A 17,585-nucleotide genomic window follows, 5' to 3' on the forward strand; every position below is an offset into this window, starting at 1 on the left:
GGTCGATGCGCGGGCGCATGGCGTTGTTGCTTGGGCTCGCCATGCTGCCGGCCGGCGCCATCGCCATGCAGGTGGGCCTGAACGGCGTCGCCGCACGCCAAGCCGCTTATGAGGAGTCGCTCGGCCGGCAGGCGCTGCAATCGATCTCCGTCGAGAAGGGCGTGATCGACGAAGTGCGCGAAATGATGCGCGTGCTGGCGACGACGCCGGCGCTGCCGCAGATCGAAGCGGGCGATTGCCGCCAATGGCTCGGCGAAGTCGTTGCGCGCTATCCTTATGTCGCCTCCATCGCCGTGACCGACGAGAATCGCGCCGTCCGCTGCAGCTACCCGCAGGCGCCGGCGGGCCTGCGCGCGCCGCGCTCGGATTTGCGCGATACGGCAATGGCGCGGGACGCGTTCACCATCGGCTTTGTCGAGCATGGCGCGATCACCCAGCAACCGGTGCTTGCCGCGCTCGAACCGATCCGCGACGGCTCGCGCCGGATCGGTTTCGTCGGCGCAGCCATAACTGTCGCGCAGTTGCGCGAATTGCTGGACCGCAGCCGCGAACTCGACGGCGCGCGCGCGGCCATCGTCGATGCGAGCGGGCGCATCATCGCGCAATCCTCGCCCCTGCCTGGCCGGCCCGAAGTCGGGCTTCCGCGCGCGCACCAGATTCGCAATCATCTCGGGCCCGATCCCGGCTTCGTGCGCGTCGACGACGGCGGCGCCGTGATCGTGCCGCTGCACGCGCCCGATCTCTACATCGTCATGTCCTGGCCCTCGGACCAGCCGGCGTGGCGGCGCTGGGGCCAGGTGATCTTCTCGCTCGCGGCGCCGCTATTGATCTGGCTGCTCGCCGTCGCCGCCGGCTGGTTCGCGATCGAGGTGTTCGTGGCGCGCCCGCTCTCGAGCGTCGAAGCGGCGGCGCGCAATTTCGCGCGCGGCGGCGAGGACGTGGCCGATCCGCCGCCTCTGCGCAGCGCGCCGGAGGAGATCCGATCACTGCGCCGCACGCTCGGCGCCATGGCCAAGACGCTGCGCGGCCGCGAAACGCGCTTGGTCGAGGCGTTGGCGGAAGAGCGCGCGCTGCTGCGCGAAGTGCACCACCGGGTGAAGAACAACCTGCAAATGGTCGCGAGCCTGCTCAATATCCAAGCGCGCAACGCCCGCGACGAAAGCGAAGCCTGGGGGCTCGCCCGCGCGCACGATCGCGTTCAGCTGCTGGCGCTGGTGCACCAGCGCATCTACGCCTCCGGCGAGGTGCGCGAGCTCAGGATCGACGATCTGTTCGCCGAGATTTGCCGGCAGCTGGTGCAATCGCGTGGCGCGCAGGTGAAGGACGTCGCTCTGGCGCTGCATTTTGAGCCCGCGCGGGCTTTCGTCGACCGCGCCATGCCGCTCGCCTTCCTGATCGGCGAGGGCCTTTCCGCCGCGCTCGACGCGCTGGCCGACGTCGGATCGGTGACGCTCTCGATCTATCTCCATCAGGACGCGGACGGTGCCGTGCGCTTCGCCGTCGATGCGGACGCGGCCGAGGCGACAGTGACCGCGCCCAGCCCGGGCGCACGGCTGATCGAGGCGTTCGCGCGTCAGCTCGGCGCGAGCGTCGGCCGCAATCCGGATCGGCCGTTCATGCTCTGGGTCAGCGTGCCGGCGCCGAAGGAGGAAGAGCCCGCCCAGCCGCGCCGCGAGCCGCAACCGCAACCCGCCTGATCGCCTGCGCTCAATACAGGAACGGCGCGCAGCCGCGCACGTTCGCCTCGTAGCCTGTTTCTATCCAGGAGAGGACGCCATGCTTGGCTGGGCGCTGGTATTCTTCATTCTCGCACTCATCGCGGGGTATTTCGGATTCTTCGGCTTGGCCGGACTCGCCGCCGGCATCGCCAAGATTCTGTTCGTCGTCTTCCTGGTGCTGCTCGTGGTCAGCTTCGTGATCCGCGCGCTGCGCGGACAATCGGTCACGTGAAGGCGGCGACGTTCGGCTCGAAAAGCGCTGGCGACGGTCCTATATGCCTCCAGCAGAGGAGGCGCTCATGTTCAAATTGATCGATCTGCCGTTCGACGCCGCTGCGCTCGAACCGCACATGTCGCGGGAAACGCTCAACACTCACCACGGCAAGCACCATGCCGCCTACGTCAACAAGACCAACGCCTTCCTCAAGGAGCGCGCCAACGCGCCCGCCTCGCTCGAAGAGGTCGTTCGCCTCGCCAAACGCGAGAACGACAAGAAGCTCTTCAACAACGCCGCCCAGGCCTGGAATCACGGCTTCTTCTGGAATTCGCTCAGCCCGCAAGCGCAAGGCGAGCCGCAAGGCGAGCTGCGCAGCGCCATCGAGAAAGCCTTCGGCGATCTCAAGACCTTCGGCCAGGAAGCGAAGGCAAAAGGAGAGGGCCACTTCGCCTCCGGTTGGCTCTGGCTCGTCGCCGACAAGTCAGGCGCGGTGCAGCTCACCGATCTGCACGACGCCGACACGCCGCTCGCGCACGAGGGCATGACCGCGCTCAGCGTCTGCGATCTCTGGGAGCACGCCTATTATCTCGACTACAAGAACGAGCGCGGCCGCTTCCTCGACGCTTATTTGAACTCGCTGATCAACTGGCGCTTCGCCGAGCGGCAATATGAGGCCGCACGAAAAGGTGAGCAGGGCTGGACCTACCCGGTCTGAACCTGCGCGGAACTGGCCTCCTGGAACACACGTTCTCATTTCAACTGTATTCCAGGAGGACGCACATGCTCAGTTGGGCCCTTATCTTTTTCGTCGTAGCGATCGTTGCGGCCATTTTCGGCTTCGGCGGCATCGCCTCGGCGTCGGCTGGCATCGCCCAGATCCTGTTCTTCATCTTCCTCGTCCTGTTCGTGGTCTCCCTCATCATGGGCATGGCGCGAAGGGGCTAACGGGTCGCGGGCGCCTCCACCGGCGCGGCATTTACTGGGTTCCGATTTGACGCCATAAGAGCGGCAATTCCGAACCTCATGGGAGTGCCCGCCGATGCGCGCGATCCGTAATTTCATCAATGGCGAGAGCGCGTCCGCTTCCGGCGGACGCGCTGGCCGCGTCTTCAATCCTAACACCGGCGCACAGCAGGCCGAAGTCGCGTTCGCTGCCGCGAAGGATGTCGACGCCGCCGTCCAAGCCGCGCTGAAGGCGCAGCCCGGCTGGGCCGCCACCAACCCGCAGCGCCGCGCCCGCGTCCTGTTCAACTTCAAGGCGCTCGTCGAGCAGAACATGGACGAGCTTGCGCACCTGCTCTCTTCCGAGCACGGCAAGGTCATCGCCGACGCGCGCGGCGATATCCAGCGCGGCCTCGAAGTGATCGAGTTCGCCTGCGGCATCCCGCACGCGCTGAAGGGCGAGTACACCGAAGGCGCCGGCCCCGGCATCGACGTCTATTCGATGCGCCAGCCGCTCGGCGTCGTCGCCGGCATCACCCCGTTCAACTTCCCGGCGATGATCCCGATGTGGATGTTCGGTGTCGCCATCGCCTGTGGCAACACCTTCATCCTGAAGCCGAGCGAGCGCGATCCGTCCGTGCCGGTGCGCCTGGCCGAGCTGATGATGGAAGCGGGCGCGCCCACCGGCGTCCTCAACGTCGTTCACGGCGACAAGGAAGCGGTCGACGCCATCATCGCCCATCCGGACATCAAGGCGATCAGCTTCGTCGGCTCCTCCGACATCGCCCAATACATCTACGCCAACGGCACGGCGAACGGTAAGCGCGTCCAAGCCATGGGCGGCGCCAAGAACCACGGCATCGTCATGCCCGACGCCGACATGGATCAGACCATCAAGGATCTCGTCGGCGCCGCCTACGGCTCCGCCGGCGAACGCTGTATGGCGCTCCCCGTCGTGGTGCCGGTCGGCAAGCAAACCGCCGACGAATTGCGCGAGCGCCTGATCCCGGAGATCGAGAAGCTCAAGGTCGGCATCTCGACCGATCCCGAAGCGCAATACGGGCCCGTCGTTACGGCGCAGCACAAGCAGCGCATCGAGGATTACATCGCCCTCGGCGCCAAAGAGGGCGCCGAGCTGGTGCGCGACGGCCGCGGCTTCACGCTGCAAGGCTACGAAGAAGGCTACTTCATCGGCCCGACGCTGTTCGACAAAGTCGAAACCAACATGCGCACCTACCAGGAAGAAATTTTCGGCCCGGTGCTGCAGATCGTCCGCGCCGAAACCTTCGAGGAAGCCGTCGCGCTGCCGAGCCAGCACCAATACGGCAACGGCGTCGCCATCTTCACCCGCAACGGCCGCGCCGCGCGCGAGTTCGCGAGCCGCGTGAACGTCGGCATGGTTGGCATCAACGTCCCGATCCCGGTGCCGGTCGCCTATCACACCTTCGGCGGCTGGAAGCGCTCCGTCTTCGGCGACACCAACGTCCACGGCCTCGAAGGCGTGAAGTTCTACACCAAGGTGAAAACGGTGACGGCGCGCTGGCCGGAGGGCATGCAGGAAGACTCTAGCTTCGTCATTCCGACGATGCGGTGACGTCGGAGCGCGCACTAATCGTCATTCCGGGGCATCGCGCAGCGATGAGCCCGGAATCCAGGGGCACGCGACGAGCTGGTCGCCCCTGGCTTTCGGATCGCGCTTCGCGCGTCCGGAATGACGAGCTAAGACTAGGCGCCGCGCCATGAACATCCTGCCCTTCATCCTGCTCGTCGCCCTCGTCCTCTGCGCCATCGCTGCGCCCGTGGTCTTCGCCCTCCGCCGCCGCGCGCGCGTCGCCGCCGCGGTCGCCGCCACGATCGGCTTCGGCGCACAGGCGCTCTACGTCTCCTACCTGCAATCAGCCGCGCTCGGCCCGGAGCAGGGCGCGCTGGCGCTGCTCGTCGGCATTCCCGGCGTCGCGATCGTCACGTGCCTCGTATCCTTGCTCGTCATCGCCCGCATCACCAACCCAGCCAAACCATGACCGACGAAATCCTCACCGCCGCTTCCGCCGGCCTGGGCCACATCACGCTGAACCGCCCGCAAGCGCTGCACGCGCTCAACACGCAGATGTGCGCCGCGATGATCGATGCGCTGCAACGCTGGCGCGACGACGCCAGCATCCACGCCATCCTCTTGGATCACGCCCCCGGCACGCGCGGCTTCTGCGCCGGCGGCGACATCCGCATGATCGCCGAAAGCGGCGCCGGCGACGGCAAAGCGGCGCGCGCGTTCTTCTTCACCGAATATCGCCTCAACCATCTGCTCTTCCATTATCCGAAACCGATCGTAGCGCTGATCGACGGTGTCACCATGGGCGGCGGCGTCGGCATCTCGATGCCCGCGCGCTTCCGCATCGCCACCGAGAACACGACCTACGCCATGCCGGAAACCGGCATCGGCCTGTTCCCCGATGTCGGCGGCGGTTGGTATCTGCCGAGGAAGCCAGGTGAGATCGGCATGTGGCTCGCGCTCACCGGCGCGCGGCTCAAGTCCGCCGATTGCCTCATCGCCGGCATCGCCACCCACTATATGCCGACCGAAATCCTGGCCGCCGCCCGCGCGCAAATCGCCGGCGCGGCGCAAACGCACGACGCGCAACGCGCGCTCGAAAGCGGCTTGGAGGCGCTCAGCGAATCCGCCGGCGCGCCGCGCGAACTCACGCCCGAAAACATCGAGCGCATCAATCGCATCTTCGCCCTCGACGGCGTCGAACAAATTTTCGTCGCCCTCGAACGCGATCCGAGCGACTGGGCCAAAGCCCAGCTCGCAACGCTGCAAACCAAATCGCCGCAAACGCTCAAAGTCACCTTCCGCCAGCTCCGCGAAGGCGCCGAGATGGCGAGCTTCGAGGACGAAATGCGCCAGGAATATCGCATCGCCGCCCGCGTCTCTGCACGACACGACTTCCAGGAAGGGGTACGCGCCGTCGTCATCGACAAGGACAACAAACCGGCTTGGAATCCGGCGACGCTCGACGCCGTCACCGATGCGCTGCTCGACGAAATCTTCGCCCCGCTGCCACAGGGCGAGGAGTGGTCGCCGCTCTGACTCCCCTCGCCCCGCGAAGCGGGGGAGGGGCTGGGGGAGGGGGACATACACCGTCCCCCTCCCGCCTACGCGGGCCGAAGCCAGTTCCTACATTGGTACTGCAATCCGCTTCGGCGGGCGAAGGCCCGTCGCTTCGCGACACCCTCCCCCACGCTTCGCGCGGGGCGAGGGGGCGCCCGAACTTGCGCCGCTGGCGCAGCGTCCTAAGACAAGCCCCAAACCACAAGGAGCACCGCCATGCGCATCGCTTTCATTGGCCTCGGCAACATGGGCTCGGGTATGGCCGCGAACCAGGCGAAAGCCGGCCGCGACATCGTCGCTTTCGATCTCTCCCGCGAAGCGCTCGCGCGCGCCGCCGAGCAGGGCATGAAGCCCGCCGCCAGCGCCAGCGAAGCGGTGAAAGACGCCAACGTCGTCATCACCATGCTGCCGGCCGGCGATCACGTGCGCAGCGTCTACGCCGAAGCGATCCTGCCGAATGCGCCCAAAGACGCGCTGCTGATCGATTGCTCCACCATCGACGTCGACAGCGCCCGCACCGTGAACCGCGACGCGGCGATGCAAGGCTTCCGCGCCGCCGACGCGCCCGTGTCCGGCGGCACCGCGGCCGCATCAGGCGGCACGCTCACCTTCATGGTCGGCTGCCGCGAGCAGGATTTCGCCGAGATCGAAGAGGCGCTGAAGCCCATGGCCAAAGCCATTATCCGCGCCGGCGAGTCCGGCACGGGCCAGGCGGCCAAGATCTGCAACAACATGCTGCTCGGCATCTCGATGATCGCCACCAGCGAAGCGTTCGCGCTCGCTGAATCGCTCGGCCTCGACGCGCAGAAGTTCTTCGACATCGCCAGCAAAGCCAGCGGCCAATGCTGGTCGCTCACCTCGTATTGCCCATGGCCCGGCCCGGTGCCGGCGGCGCCGTCCAACCGCGACTACGAAGGCGGCTTCGCCGCGGCGATGATGCTGAAAGACCTGAAGCTCGCCCAGGAAGCCGCCGACACCTCCGGCGCGCCCACCCCGCTCGGCGGCGCCGCCGAAGCGCTCTACGCCGAACTCGTGGCGCAGGGACACGGCGGCAAGGATTTTTCGTTCATCCTGCAAATGCTTCGCGGGCGGACGTGAGTAGGAGAGTAAGGCAGTAGGGGAGTAGGCGATTCAGTTGGATCGACACCTACTCACCTACTGCCTTACTCCCCTAGTTCATCACCCCCTCGATCGCCTCCAGCAGCGCCCGCGGCGAGACCGGCTTCACCAGCACCGCATCCGCGCCCGCCGCCTTCGCCGCTGCGAAGTGCTCTTCGCTCGTCGCGCCGCTGATCATCACCACGCGCACGCCGGCAAGCGCCGCATCCGCCCGCACCGCGCCAATGAACGCCGTGCCATCCATCCCCGGCATGCGCTGATCCGCCAGCACCAGCGATGGCGCGCGCTCTGCCATCAGCGCCAGCGCCTCCATTGCGCCGGACGCGCCGCGGATCGCCGTCACGCCCGCGCGCGCCAACACGCGCGTCAGCATCACCCGCATCGCCTCGTGATCATCGACGATCAGCACATCGAGTTCGCTGAGCTTCATGAGGCCGACCTTAGTAGCCTTGGAAGGTTTTTGCTCTTCGTTTGACGCAAGAACTCACCCATCCCCGGAGGCTCGCGAAGCGAGCATTCCGGGGCCCATAAACACGACTATCGCGGTTCTACACTGAAACCCGTTGTGTTTATGGGCGCCGGGCTCGACGCGTTGCGTCGCCCTGGCAATGGGTGAGAGCAAGGCCCCGATTGAGAGCCTTGCTCTCGCAAGAGGCTTCGCATCGACCCAAAAGCAAACGGCCGGAGCTTTCGCTCCGGCCGTCGCCGTTTCCGATTGTGCGCCAGCGCTTAGTACGAAGCGCGGAGCGTGACGCCGTAGGTCGCCGGCTCGTTCGGGTACACCACGAACGTGCCGTCCTGCAGCGGCGGCTGGAATGCGCCGACATAATAGGTCTCGTCCGTGAGGTTGCGGCCCCAGAACTCGACCGACCAACGCTCGTCTTCCGGACCGATGCCGATGCGGCCGTTGAAGATCGCGAACTCACCATTGTCCGTGATCGGGTTGCGGCCCAGCGTCATCGTCCGGTAGCCGTCGTTCCAGCGGCCGTCGAGGTAGAACAGCGCCGAGAGGTTGCCGCCGATCGGCACTTCGTAGCCGATGCCGGCCGTGACGGTCAGCTCCGGCACCAGCGAGAGCGGATCGCCGGAGTTCACCGTGTTCGGGCCCGGGTTGAGCGGGTTGAACACGACCGTGCTGTCATAGTGCGCGTCGGTGTAGACGATGCCGCCGTTCAGCGTCAGCGCGTCGGTCGGGCGCGCGTTGAACTCGAACTCGACGCCTTGGCTGATCACGTCCGGAATGTTCCGGGTGATGAAGTTGAAGCCGTTGAAGGCGTTCAGCTGATAGTCCGAGATCTGCTGATAGAAGCCGGTCAGGTTCACCGTGGTGGTGCCGCCGAAGATGGTCGATTTGATGCCGAGTTCGTAGGCGTCGGTGAATTCCGGATCGAAGCGCAGATCCGAAACCTGCACCGCCGCGGTGTTGGTCGTCGCCGGCGTGATCGCGAAGCCAGAACGGTCGACGTTGAAGCCGCCCGCCTTGTAGCCGCGCGAGTAGCCGCCATAGAGCATGATGTCGTCGCTGATGTCGTAAGACAGCGAGACCGTGCCGCTGAACTCTTCCTCGTCGCTGTCGCCCGTGTGGGTGCCGTTGGCGATGGTGTTGACCGCCGGATTGCACGCCAGGTTCATGAGCGAAGAGGCGCCGAAGCCGCCGCCGCTGACCGGGGTCTGCAGCAGCGTGACCAAGCCGGCCGGCATGCCCGGCACCGCCGCAGTCGCCGTTTCCATTGCCTGCAGCGTGGCGCAGCTCGGCGAGACGCTGGTCAGATCGGCCACCAGATCCTTCGTCTCTTGGCTGTAGCGCACGCCGACCGTCAGCATCAGCCGGTCGCTGATGCTGAATTCGTTGTGCGTGAACAGCGCAAGGCTCTCGGTGTCGATGTTCCAGTTGTCGGCCGATTGGCCCGAGCCGTTCGGGTTCGGGTCCAGGTGGCCCGGAACGGTGCCGACGCTGTTGACCGCGAGGATCAGGCCCGGATTCAACGGGGCAAGGGCCGGCGAGAGCGCCGCGCACTGGAACAGCGAGGGCTGCGCCGAGAACGGATAAAGTTCGCAGCCTCCGGGGAAGAGCGCGCCGGTGTTCGCGGTCGAGATCACGTTGGCGTAGAGGCTCGAGGTCGCGCCGATGCGGATGCGGTCGGTGGTTTCGAGCTTTTCGTCCGCATAGAACAGGCCGACCAGCCAGTTGAGGCGGCCAGCTTCGCCCTGGAAGCGGAATTCCTGCGTGAAGTTCTCGAAGCCGACTTCGAGGTTATCGCGATAGGCGATGTCGATCAGGTTGAAGTCGATGTCCTGATCGCGCACCGCGTCCCAGTTCCGATACGCGGTGATCGAGGTGAAGTTGATGCCGCCAATGTCCCAATCGAGCTGGGCGGAGATGCCTTCGTCCTCGGTGTCTTCCGCATAGGAGCGGCCGGGCGTCACGGTCATGCCGCGGCCCTCGACGTCGATCGCCGGGGTGCCGGCGCCGCCGGTCAGCGCGGTGATGACGCCTTGCGCCGGACCGTAGAGCAACGGCGTGATGCCGCAGCACACTTCATCCGTTTGCGACGCATCGGCGATTACGCGCAGCGAGGCGTCGGGGCTGATGTCCCACAGCATTTGCGCGCGCCAGGCGCCGCGGTCGCGCGTGTTGATGTCGTCGCCCGAGATCAGGTCGGTGATGTAGCCGTCGCGCGAGCGCACCGAGCCGTCGAAACGGAACGCCAGCGAGTCGGTGACGGGGATGTTCACGCCGCCGCGCGCGCCGATTTCCTCGTAATCGTCGAGGCCGGCGGTGGTTTCGAGATAGACGCCCGGATCGAAGTCGGGGCCGGCGGTGATGACGCTGATGGCGCCGGCCGATGTGTTGCGGCCGAACAGCGTGCCCTGCGGGCCGCGCAGCACTTCGACGCGCTCGAGTTCAGGCAGATCGGAGAGCGCAGCGCCGGCGCGAGCGCGGTAGACGCCGTCGATGAAGATGCCGACGGCCGCCTCGAAGCCCGGGTTGTCCGAGCCGGTGCCGATGCCGCGGATGCGTGCGGTCGTGCCGGACGATTGCGATTGGCCGGACGACATCGCGAAGGAGGGCGCGACTTGCGTGATGTCGCGCAGATCTTGGACGCCCGAATTTTCCAGCGTCTCGCCGCCGATCGCGGTCACGGCGAGGGGAACGTCCTGGATCGCGGCCGCGCGGCCCGTCGCCGTGACGACGATTTCCTCGGACACTTCGCCTTCGTCTTGCGCTAGCGCGGGCGTTGCGCCCAATGCCGCGAGCGAAGCGCCCGAAAGCAGAATCCGAGTCCAACCAAACTTTTTGCTCATCGCCGTCCTCCCAGAGCCGGCCCACCGCCTTCTTGTGGGCGGAACCGGCCAAACCATCGGCATGTAGGGGTGCGAGCGATAGTGGCTCCCCCCGCTGACCCTGCCTGTCCTGCGTGCTATAGCAGGCAGGCGACACGGGTGTGTCAACGGGACTTCGCCGCGTAACCTGACGCCCCCGTCATACCAACAGGAGGGTGCGACAACCGCGCCACACTATCTTAGCGTCAGGCTTGCCGTGGCGTTAGCTTCGCACTGGATGCCGCCGCCCTCGCTGGTTGCATGGGCCGGCTTCTCCCCAGATGTATCCCGTCAGATGACCCGCTCCGCTCTCGTTCTCTTCTCAGCCGGCCAGGATTCCGCGACTTGCCTTGCTTGGGCGCTTTCTCGATATGAGCGCGTCGAAACGATTGGCTTTTTCTATGGCCAGCGCCACGCCATCGAACTGGAGCAGCGCCAGACGCTGCGGACGATTCTCGCCGCGGCGGCGCCGGGTCGGCTCGGCGATGACCATGTCGTCGACCTCTCCGGCTACGGCGCCATCGCCGAAAGTGCGCTCACGGCCGAACGCGCCATCGAGATGGCCGAAACCGGCCTGCCCACCACCTTCGTGCCGGGCCGCAATCTCGTCTTCCTCGCCGTCGCCGCCGCGCTCGCCTACCGGCGCGGCGCCGGCACGCTCGTCGGCGGCATGTGCGAGACCGATTTCTCCGGCTATCCGGACTGCCGCCGCGCCACGATCGACGCGATGCAGAGCGCGCTCTCGCTCGGCCTCGACCAGCCGCTCAAAATCGAAACGCCGCTGATGCATCTGACCAAAGCCGAGACCTGGGCGCTCGCGCACCAACTCGGCGGCGCGGCGCTGGTCGAAGCCATCCTCGAACACAGCCACACCTGCTACGAAGGCGACCGCGCCCATCGCCACGCCTGGGGCTACGGCTGCGGCGCGTGCCCCGCGTGCGAATTACGCGCGAAAGGGTGGAACGAGTGGCGTGAAGGCGTAAGCGCGTGACCTACAGCGTCAAAGAGATGTTCTACACGCTGCAAGGCGAGGGCGCGCGCGCCGGGCGTCCGGCCGTGTTCATGCGCTTCGCCGGCTGCAATCTCTGGAGCGGGCGCGAAGCGGACCGCGCCGAAGCGGTCTGCCAATTCTGCGACACCCAGTTCGTCGGCACGGATGGCGACGGCGGCGGCAAATTCCAAACCGCCGAAGCGCTGGCGCGCGCCGCGTCAGCGCTCTGGCCGGGCGGCGGCGCGCCTTACGTCGTCTGCACCGGCGGCGAGCCGTCGCTGCAACTCGATGCGCCGTTGATCGATGCGCTGCACGCCGAAGGCTTCGAGATCGCCATCGAGACCAACGGCACATTGCCCACGCCAGCGGGCGTCGACTGGATCTGCGTCAGCCCGAAAGCCGACACCGAACTCGCGCAAACCTCAGGCCACGAACTGAAGCTCGTCTTCCCACAAGAGAACGCGAACCCCGAGCGCTACGAACGCCTCGCTTTCGAACACTTCTACCTGCAGCCGATGGACAGCCCGCAACGCGCGGAGAACACCCGCGCCGCCATCGCCTATTGCCTCGCCCATCCGCGCTGGCGGCTCAGCCTGCAAACACACAAAGACCTCGGCATCCGCTGACGCGCCGCGAAGCGGCTGCGAACAAGAGGCTGGGGCCAGCTCGTCCGCAGCCGCCCGTCCTGCTCACGTCGCAGACGTGAGCGTCGGATCGGCTAATTCGGTCGAATTTGCGCCAGGGCGGGCGGGGCGAACGGGGATGGGCCCGCCCTTGGCGCGCGCGCTTACTGCGCGTTGGCTTCGTAGGCGTCGGCGACCTTGCGGGCGAATTGGCGAATGGCGCGGCGCGCCTCCGTCCAGGTCGCCGCCGGGCCGGCGATGTCGGCGAGGCTGTGATTGTAGCGCCGGTGGGTGACTTCGCTCACCACGGCGCCGTTGGCGCCGCGCAGCACTGCGCGCAGTTCAGCGCCGCCGATCGAGATCGAGCGGATGCTGTCGAGTCCCGGCTGGTCGGCGAGCTGCTGCATCGTCGGCCGGTTCGGATCGGCGTCGACGATCGAGATCTCGATCGTCAGCCCGCCGGCGCCGTCGACCGTGGCGCCGCGGCTTTGCAGTTCCGCCGCGACCGCTTCGCGCACGGCCGTCTGCAGGATTTCGCCCTCGCGCACGCCGTACTCTTCTTCGAGATCGGTCTGGAACTCGGGCGAGAAGGAGATCGGCGCGAGCGAAACCGGCGCCGCTGCGGCTGCGTGCGCAAAAGCAAGCGCGCTGACGCCGACGAGCATTGAGACAACACGCATGTCTGCGACTCCCAATCTTACCGATCGGAGTATGCCCCGCGCGTTGCGCGAGCGCCATTCACGTTCACGTCACAAGAAACGCGCCGCCGCGCCTCATTTGCCGGCGCGATCGTCGTCGTCTTCGTCCTCGTCGTCGCCGTCAGGAATGGCGGCGTCGATCACGGCGCCGGTCGTCTTCACCGTCGTGCCGACGACAGCGCCGGTCACGTCCACGGCGGCGCCGACCACAGCGCCGGCCAGGCACGAACCCAGCGGCAGCATCAGCAGCACGACAGCGGCAATCCGGATCATCATTCGTCCCCGCGCAAAGACCTGGCCGACCGTGCGCAAGCTCTCGCCCGCGCGCAAGCGCCGCCTGCAGTTCACGCGCTCCAGCGCAAATCATCGACGTCGAACGTCTCCGCCGTCTCCGTCCGGGCGTCGGTGCTGCGGCGGAACGGACCGGCATAGCCCTTGATCGCGCCATGTCGCCGGTCGGGGCCGAAGAAATCCTCGGTGCGCACGAACATGCGCGTGTCGGTCAGCGCGAAGCTGATGCGGTCGAACAGCATCCGCGCGCTGATCGGCTTCTTGACGAAGCCGGTGACGCCCGCATCCCGCGCCGCCGCGACGCGCGAGGCTTCGGTGTGCGCCGTCAGCATGAGGATGGGGACGTACGGGTTCGGACTCGTCGGGCTCCAGCGCACTATGCGCGCGAACGAGAGTCCGTCGATCGGCGCCATCTTCCAGTCGAGCAAAACGAGATCGACCGGGCCCGCCCGCATGATCGCAAGCGCCGCGTTCGCAGTCTCTGCTTCGGATACGGCGTAGATGCCGACAGCCCGCAGCAGACAGCGCAGCACATGGCGCATCTGTCGGCTGTCGTCGACGATGAGCACGTGCAGATCGCTCAGCGACGTCATGGTCTTCGAACCTCCCCCAAGCCTTCGACAAACACCTGCAACCGCAAATGCGAGGTAAATTTCATCGGCTGTCGGAGAGAAAGCGCGCTGCGCGCCTGCGTCTATTGCCGCTTCCTATCGGTCTGCGTGCATGCAGGAACCTGACGTTGTGTTCAGCTACGGCGCGTCGACCAGAACGATCTCGCTTTCGCCATCCGCTTCGATGCGGATGCCCGCTTCATCTGTAATCGCCGCTCCATCTCGCGCGCCGAGCGTCACGCCGTTGACGCGCGCCTCGCCCTTGGCCAGCGCCACATACGCATGCCGCCCGGGCGTCAGCGCGTAATCGACACTCTGTCCTGGCTCCAATGTCGCCGCGAGCACGCGCGCATCCTGCCGGATCGGCAGCGCGCCCTCCGCTTGATCTTTGTCAAATCCGGACGCCAGCGTCACCAGCGCGCCGGCGCGATCGCCTTTCGGAAACTGCGCCGATCCCCAGAACGGTTTGCCGCCGCGCTCCTTCGGGATGATCCAGATCTGATAGATCGTCGTTGGCTCGTCCTCGAGATTGTACTCCGCGTGCGTCACGCCCGAGCCCGCGCTCATCACCTGCACGTCGCCGGCGACGGTGCGGCCCTTGTTGCCCATCGAATCCTGGTGCGTGATCGCCCCGGAGCGCACGTACGTGATGATCTCCATGTCCGAGTGCGGATGCGGCGGAAAGCCGGTCTTCGGCTGGATCGTGTCGTCGTTCCAGACCCTGAGCGCGCCCCAATGCACGCGGTCCGGATCGTGATAGCCGGCGAAGCTGAAATGGTAGCGCGCCGCCAGCCAATCGGCGTCATGGCGGCCAAGACTGTCGAACGGACGTTTCTCGATCATCGGATCACCTCTTCGCCGTCCAATGTGGGCTGGCCCCGCGCGCCCTCAAGGCACAGCTTTTACACCGCCCGTCGCTCTCCCGCTTGACGTCAATCGCGCCGGAGGCTTCACAGAGCCGCAACGGAGGGACCATCCATGAAGCTGAGCCATTTCGCCCTGACGGCCGCCGCGCTCGCGCTCGCCGCCTGCGGCCAACAGACGGCCGACACTGAAGCCCCGGCGGCCCCCGCCGCGCCGCAAGGCCTGATGGAGCAGGTGCAGGCGATGGCGCCTGAGAACCAACTCGTTTTCGCCACCACCCAGCTGGCGGCTTATCAGCAAGCCCACCCAGAATCGCAGCCGCCCTGCCAAGCGGTGCGCGGAACGGAATCGCGCGGCGTCATCCCGCCGAACATCGATCCGAACAGCGCTTACGGCCCGTATGTCGGTTCGCTCGTGATCTCGGTGCAGTGCGGCGAACTTCGCACCGCCACGCGCATGGACCCGAACCAGCAATGGCTGGTCGTGTTCGCGCCGGGCGCCACGGAAGTGCAGGTCGCCAATTGCGGCGGCGAAGAGCGCTCGCGCTGCCCGCGCACGCTGCCGCTGGTCGAGATCGGCCCGACGCCGACGCCTTAAGGGGAATAGGGAGTTGGGAGGAGGGAGTAGGGCGGGGCCTCACACCACCCAATTCCCAATTCCCTACTCCCGCCCTCGCCGCCCAAATCGCGCGATCTCGACATTGTTCACATCGAGCAGCACCAGCGCGTCGGCGTCGACCCGCACGAACCTCGCCCCTTCGAGCCGCGACACGAAATTCTGCTCCAGCTCCATCAGATCGGGCGAGCAGGCGCGCCGGGTCGTGCTGATGCCGCCGAACCGGATCGAAGGCCCGTTCAGCTCCACCTGCGCGAAGAAGCGGTTGCAGCCGGTATGGCCGTTTGCGCGCGAGTCGATGAACTCGAGCGTCGGCGCGTTCAGCCCGCCCTCGGTCGAGATCCATTGCGTGCGGTTGAGCTGCACGACCGGCGGCGGCGTCGGCTGCGGCGCCGCCTGTTGCTCCGCGCACGCCGAAACCGCCAACATGAGGGCGAGCGCCAATGACCGGATCATTCGGCGTCGAACCTCGCGATGACCTGTTGCTCTCCATCCAGCAGCACGAGCGCTTGCTGATCGTAATGGGCGTAGCGGGCTCTGCGCAGCACATCGAGGAAGCTGCGCTCCGTCGCAGCCTGCATCTCGGTCTGGCACGCCCGTCGCGTCGTGCCGATGCCGCCGAAGCGCAGCGTTTCCCCGGAATGGGTCACCGCTGCGAACCAGCGATTGCAGCTCGTGTCGCCCGACGCGCCGTTCTCGGTGAACGCCATCGTCGCGCCGTGCGGGTTGGCGTTCAAGTCGTCCACGCGCCGCCAGCTCGTGCCGGCGAGATAGGACGCCGCCGGCGCAGCCGGTTCGCTCGTCGCGCAGGCGGCGAGCGTCAAGGCGAGCGCAAGGAAGGCGAGCGTCCGCGTCACACCGGATCCCACGGAAACACCGAGGCGCTCGCGCCGACATCGGTGTAGTTCGCCTTCATCGCCGGCAGCGCATGGTCGATCAGCGTCTGCGGGCTCCAGCCTTCGATCCGCGCCATGCCGCGCACGGGCCGCGGCTGGTTGAACAGGAACACCTCATTGCCGCGCACGGCGAAGATCTGGCCGGTCGTGTCCTTCGCGCCGTGGGCGCAGAGCGCCACCGCGAGCTGCGCCACCTGATCGGCGCGCATGTTCTTCTTGAAACGTTCGACGCGCGCCGCGCTCGCTTCGTCCTTCACCGGGATCGAGGCGATCATCCGTGTCCAGGCGAATGGCGCGATGATGTTCGAGCGCACGTTCTTGCCCGCATTCTCCATCGCGATGATCCGCGAAAGTCCCATCACACCCAGCTTGGCGGCCGCGTAATTCGCCTGACCGATATTTCCGATCAGACCTGAAGTGGATGTGAACAGAACGTAGCTGCCGTCCTGCTGCTCGCGGAAATGCTCGATCGAGGCGCGCGTCACGTTGAAGGCGCCGTGCAGATGCACGTCGACCACCGCTTTCCAGTCCTCGGGCGGCATCTTGTGGAACATGCCGTCGCGCAGGATGCCGGCCGGATTGATCACCGCGTGCAGGCCGCCGAACTCTTTCTTGGCCTGCTCGAACATCGCCGCGACCGCGTCATAGTCGGCGACGCTGTCGGAATTGGAGATCGCCTTGCCGCCCGCGGCGCGGATTTCCTTGGCGACCTCTTCGGCCGGACCAGCTGAGCCCGCATCGCCGCCCTTCAGCCCGCCGCCGAGATCGTTCACCACCACGGCCGCGCCTTCGCGCCCCGCCAGCAGCGCGCACTCCCTACCGATGCCGTTGCCGCCGCCGGTGACGACGACGACCTTCCCGTCCAGCACGCCCATGATGTCCTCCGAAGGGTGGAGGCTTTAGCCGCCCGCGCGGGTCGCGGGTAGGGGGAGAAAGGGTGAAGAGCTGCGCTTTTCCAGCGCTGCGCGCCGTCATCTGGGGCGCGCGTCAGCGAGAACCCAGATTCAGAGGGCGCCAGCGCCCGCTGGATGGCGGATGCGCGGATAGGCGCGGTTTCTATCCCCCCAATTCGCAGGTGAAATCCTCATCCAATCAACGCCCGCGCGGAAAGCGAGGGCGATTCAATCCGACCGCGCTTCAGCGGGCGTAGAATGCCGCGCATGAAACTCATCCGATCCACTCCAGCAGCAGAGCGAAAGCTCGCCCGGCTCGCCGCCTGGGCGTGGCTGACGCTCGCGTGGATCGGCGCGACGCTGTTCGGCGAGGCTGTGCGCGTCAACCGGCGTCACATCCGCCGGCGGTTTCGCTGGCTCGAACTCGACCGCATCGCCTACGTCGTCTCTTGGCTCATCATTGGCCGCGGCCACCAGCTGATGCACCGGCTCAACGTCCGGCCGCTGCGCAACTATGCGGCGCCCGGTTTCACCCGCCGCATCCGCCGCGGCCATTATCGGCGCACCGTGTTCGGTTCGGCGCTGCGCAAAGCGCTGAAGCATCCGAACCTGGCGCAGCGTTTCGCCCGCATCGTCGAGGCGCTCGCCAATATCGACCGCCTTGCGCGCCGCAT

At 66.7% G+C, this 17,585-nt stretch carries 20 protein-coding genes and 1 pseudogene; 12 read left to right on the top strand and 9 right to left on the bottom strand.

The annotated features are described in order from the left end of the window. The first annotated feature begins 17 nt into the window (after nt 1–17). From VEA80_RS11135 to mmsB, 8 genes and pseudogenes are all read left to right on the top strand, one after another. Nucleotides 18–1,697, top strand: a complete 1,680-nt coding sequence (locus VEA80_RS11135; protein WP_325060812.1) for a sensor histidine kinase — start codon at nt 18–20, stop codon at nt 1,695–1,697. A gap of 79 nt (nt 1,698–1,776) precedes the next feature. Next, entirely contained in the window at nt 1,777–1,950 is a 174-nt protein-coding gene (locus VEA80_RS11140; protein WP_325060813.1) for a DUF1328 domain-containing protein, read from the top strand. Nucleotides 1,951–2,017: 67 nt separating this feature from the next. Then, complete coding sequence (locus tag VEA80_RS11145; RefSeq protein ID WP_325060814.1) at nt 2,018–2,650, top strand: superoxide dismutase; 633 nt, start codon at nt 2,018–2,020, stop codon at nt 2,648–2,650. A 65-nt stretch (nt 2,651–2,715) separates the two neighbouring features. Next, complete coding sequence (locus VEA80_RS11150) at nt 2,716–2,880, top strand: DUF1328 domain-containing protein (protein WP_322810638.1); 165 nt, start codon at nt 2,716–2,718, stop codon at nt 2,878–2,880. A gap of 94 nt (nt 2,881–2,974) precedes the next feature. Continuing rightward, a complete protein-coding gene (locus VEA80_RS11155) occupies nt 2,975–4,471 on the top strand; it encodes a CoA-acylating methylmalonate-semialdehyde dehydrogenase (RefSeq protein ID WP_325060815.1) in 1,497 nt (498 codons plus the stop codon). Nucleotides 4,472–4,616: 145 nt separating this feature from the next. Continuing rightward, a complete protein-coding gene (locus VEA80_RS11160) occupies nt 4,617–4,898 on the top strand; it encodes a hypothetical protein (protein WP_325060816.1) in 282 nt (93 codons plus the stop codon). Continuing rightward, a complete protein-coding gene (locus VEA80_RS11165; RefSeq protein ID WP_325060817.1) occupies nt 4,895–5,965 on the top strand; it encodes an enoyl-CoA hydratase/isomerase family protein in 1,071 nt (356 codons plus the stop codon). The genes VEA80_RS11160 and VEA80_RS11165 overlap by 4 nt, the downstream gene beginning before the upstream one ends. Before the next feature lie 225 nt (nt 5,966–6,190). After that, a pseudogene (gene mmsB, locus VEA80_RS11170) lies at nt 6,191–7,084 on the top strand (3-hydroxyisobutyrate dehydrogenase); the annotation flags it as partial. A 73-nt stretch (nt 7,085–7,157) separates the two neighbouring features. Here mmsB and VEA80_RS11175 read toward each other — a convergent pair. Continuing rightward, nucleotides 7,158–7,535 carry a response regulator gene (locus tag VEA80_RS11175; RefSeq protein WP_325060818.1) on the bottom strand — a complete coding sequence of 126 codons (378 nt, stop codon included), beginning with the start codon at nt 7,533–7,535 and terminating at the stop codon, nt 7,158–7,160. A gap of 299 nt (nt 7,536–7,834) precedes the next feature. Then, nucleotides 7,835–10,411, bottom strand: a complete 2,577-nt coding sequence (locus VEA80_RS11180) for a TonB-dependent receptor (RefSeq protein ID WP_325060819.1) — start codon at nt 10,409–10,411, stop codon at nt 7,835–7,837. A 313-nt stretch (nt 10,412–10,724) separates the two neighbouring features. On the opposite strand from VEA80_RS11180, the gene queC reads away from it, so the two are divergent. Continuing rightward, nucleotides 10,725–11,420 (top strand): 7-cyano-7-deazaguanine synthase QueC, encoded by a 696-nt coding sequence (queC, locus tag VEA80_RS11185; protein WP_325060820.1) that lies wholly within the window; start codon nt 10,725–10,727, stop codon nt 11,418–11,420. Then, the gene (queE, locus tag VEA80_RS11190) at nt 11,417–12,046 is read left to right on the top strand and encodes a 7-carboxy-7-deazaguanine synthase (RefSeq protein WP_325060821.1); all 630 of its coding nucleotides are present in this window, start codon (nt 11,417–11,419) and stop codon (nt 12,044–12,046) included. The genes queC and queE overlap by 4 nt, the downstream gene beginning before the upstream one ends. Nucleotides 12,047–12,207: 161 nt before the next feature. Here queE and VEA80_RS11195 read toward each other — a convergent pair whose 3' ends face one another. The 4 genes from VEA80_RS11195 to VEA80_RS11210 all read right to left on the bottom strand — a co-directional run bounded on the left by VEA80_RS11195 (nt 12,208) and on the right by VEA80_RS11210 (nt 14,486). Further along, nucleotides 12,208–12,723 carry a hypothetical protein gene (locus VEA80_RS11195; RefSeq protein ID WP_325060822.1) on the bottom strand — a complete coding sequence of 172 codons (516 nt, stop codon included), beginning with the start codon at nt 12,721–12,723 and terminating at the stop codon, nt 12,208–12,210. Nucleotides 12,724–12,816: 93 nt separating this feature from the next. Further along, nucleotides 12,817–13,017: an NF038104 family lipoprotein gene (locus VEA80_RS11200; RefSeq protein ID WP_325060823.1), complete on the bottom strand. Its 201-nt coding sequence runs from the start codon at nt 13,015–13,017 to the stop codon at nt 12,817–12,819. A gap of 68 nt (nt 13,018–13,085) precedes the next feature. Continuing rightward, nucleotides 13,086–13,625, bottom strand: coding sequence for a response regulator (locus VEA80_RS11205; protein ID WP_325060824.1), 540 nt, complete (start codon nt 13,623–13,625; stop codon nt 13,086–13,088). Nucleotides 13,626–13,781: 156 nt separating this feature from the next. After that, complete coding sequence (locus VEA80_RS11210) at nt 13,782–14,486, bottom strand: pirin family protein (protein ID WP_325060825.1); 705 nt, start codon at nt 14,484–14,486, stop codon at nt 13,782–13,784. Nucleotides 14,487–14,621: 135 nt separating this feature from the next. Here VEA80_RS11210 and VEA80_RS11215 point away from each other — a divergent pair, with 135 nt between their 5' ends. Next, entirely contained in the window at nt 14,622–15,104 is a 483-nt protein-coding gene (locus VEA80_RS11215) for a hypothetical protein (RefSeq protein ID WP_325060826.1), read from the top strand. 63 nt (nt 15,105–15,167) lie between these two features. On the opposite strand, the gene VEA80_RS11220 is transcribed toward VEA80_RS11215, so the two are convergent. From VEA80_RS11220 to VEA80_RS11230, 3 genes are read right to left on the bottom strand one after another with little or no spacing between them, the layout of a single operon-like run. Beyond that, a complete protein-coding gene (locus VEA80_RS11220) occupies nt 15,168–15,578 on the bottom strand; it encodes an META domain-containing protein (protein WP_325060827.1) in 411 nt (136 codons plus the stop codon). Further along, nucleotides 15,575–15,979 carry an META domain-containing protein gene (locus VEA80_RS11225; RefSeq protein ID WP_325060828.1) on the bottom strand — a complete coding sequence of 135 codons (405 nt, stop codon included), beginning with the start codon at nt 15,977–15,979 and terminating at the stop codon, nt 15,575–15,577. Before VEA80_RS11225 ends, VEA80_RS11220 begins: the two co-directional genes overlap by 4 nt. Then, nucleotides 15,976–16,893, bottom strand: a complete 918-nt coding sequence (locus VEA80_RS11230; RefSeq protein ID WP_325060829.1) for an SDR family NAD(P)-dependent oxidoreductase — start codon at nt 16,891–16,893, stop codon at nt 15,976–15,978. The genes VEA80_RS11225 and VEA80_RS11230 overlap by 4 nt, the downstream gene beginning before the upstream one ends. Nucleotides 16,894–17,178: 285 nt before the next feature. On the opposite strand from VEA80_RS11230, the gene VEA80_RS11235 reads away from it, so the two are divergent. After that, nucleotides 17,179–17,585, top strand: a 407-nt coding sequence (locus VEA80_RS11235; protein WP_325060830.1) for a hypothetical protein, incomplete at its 3' end; no start/stop codon positions are given.

The sequence above is a fragment of the Vitreimonas sp. genome (assembly GCF_035627415.1).
Classification (GTDB): Bacteria; Pseudomonadota; Alphaproteobacteria; order Caulobacterales; family Aquidulcibacteraceae; genus Vitreimonas.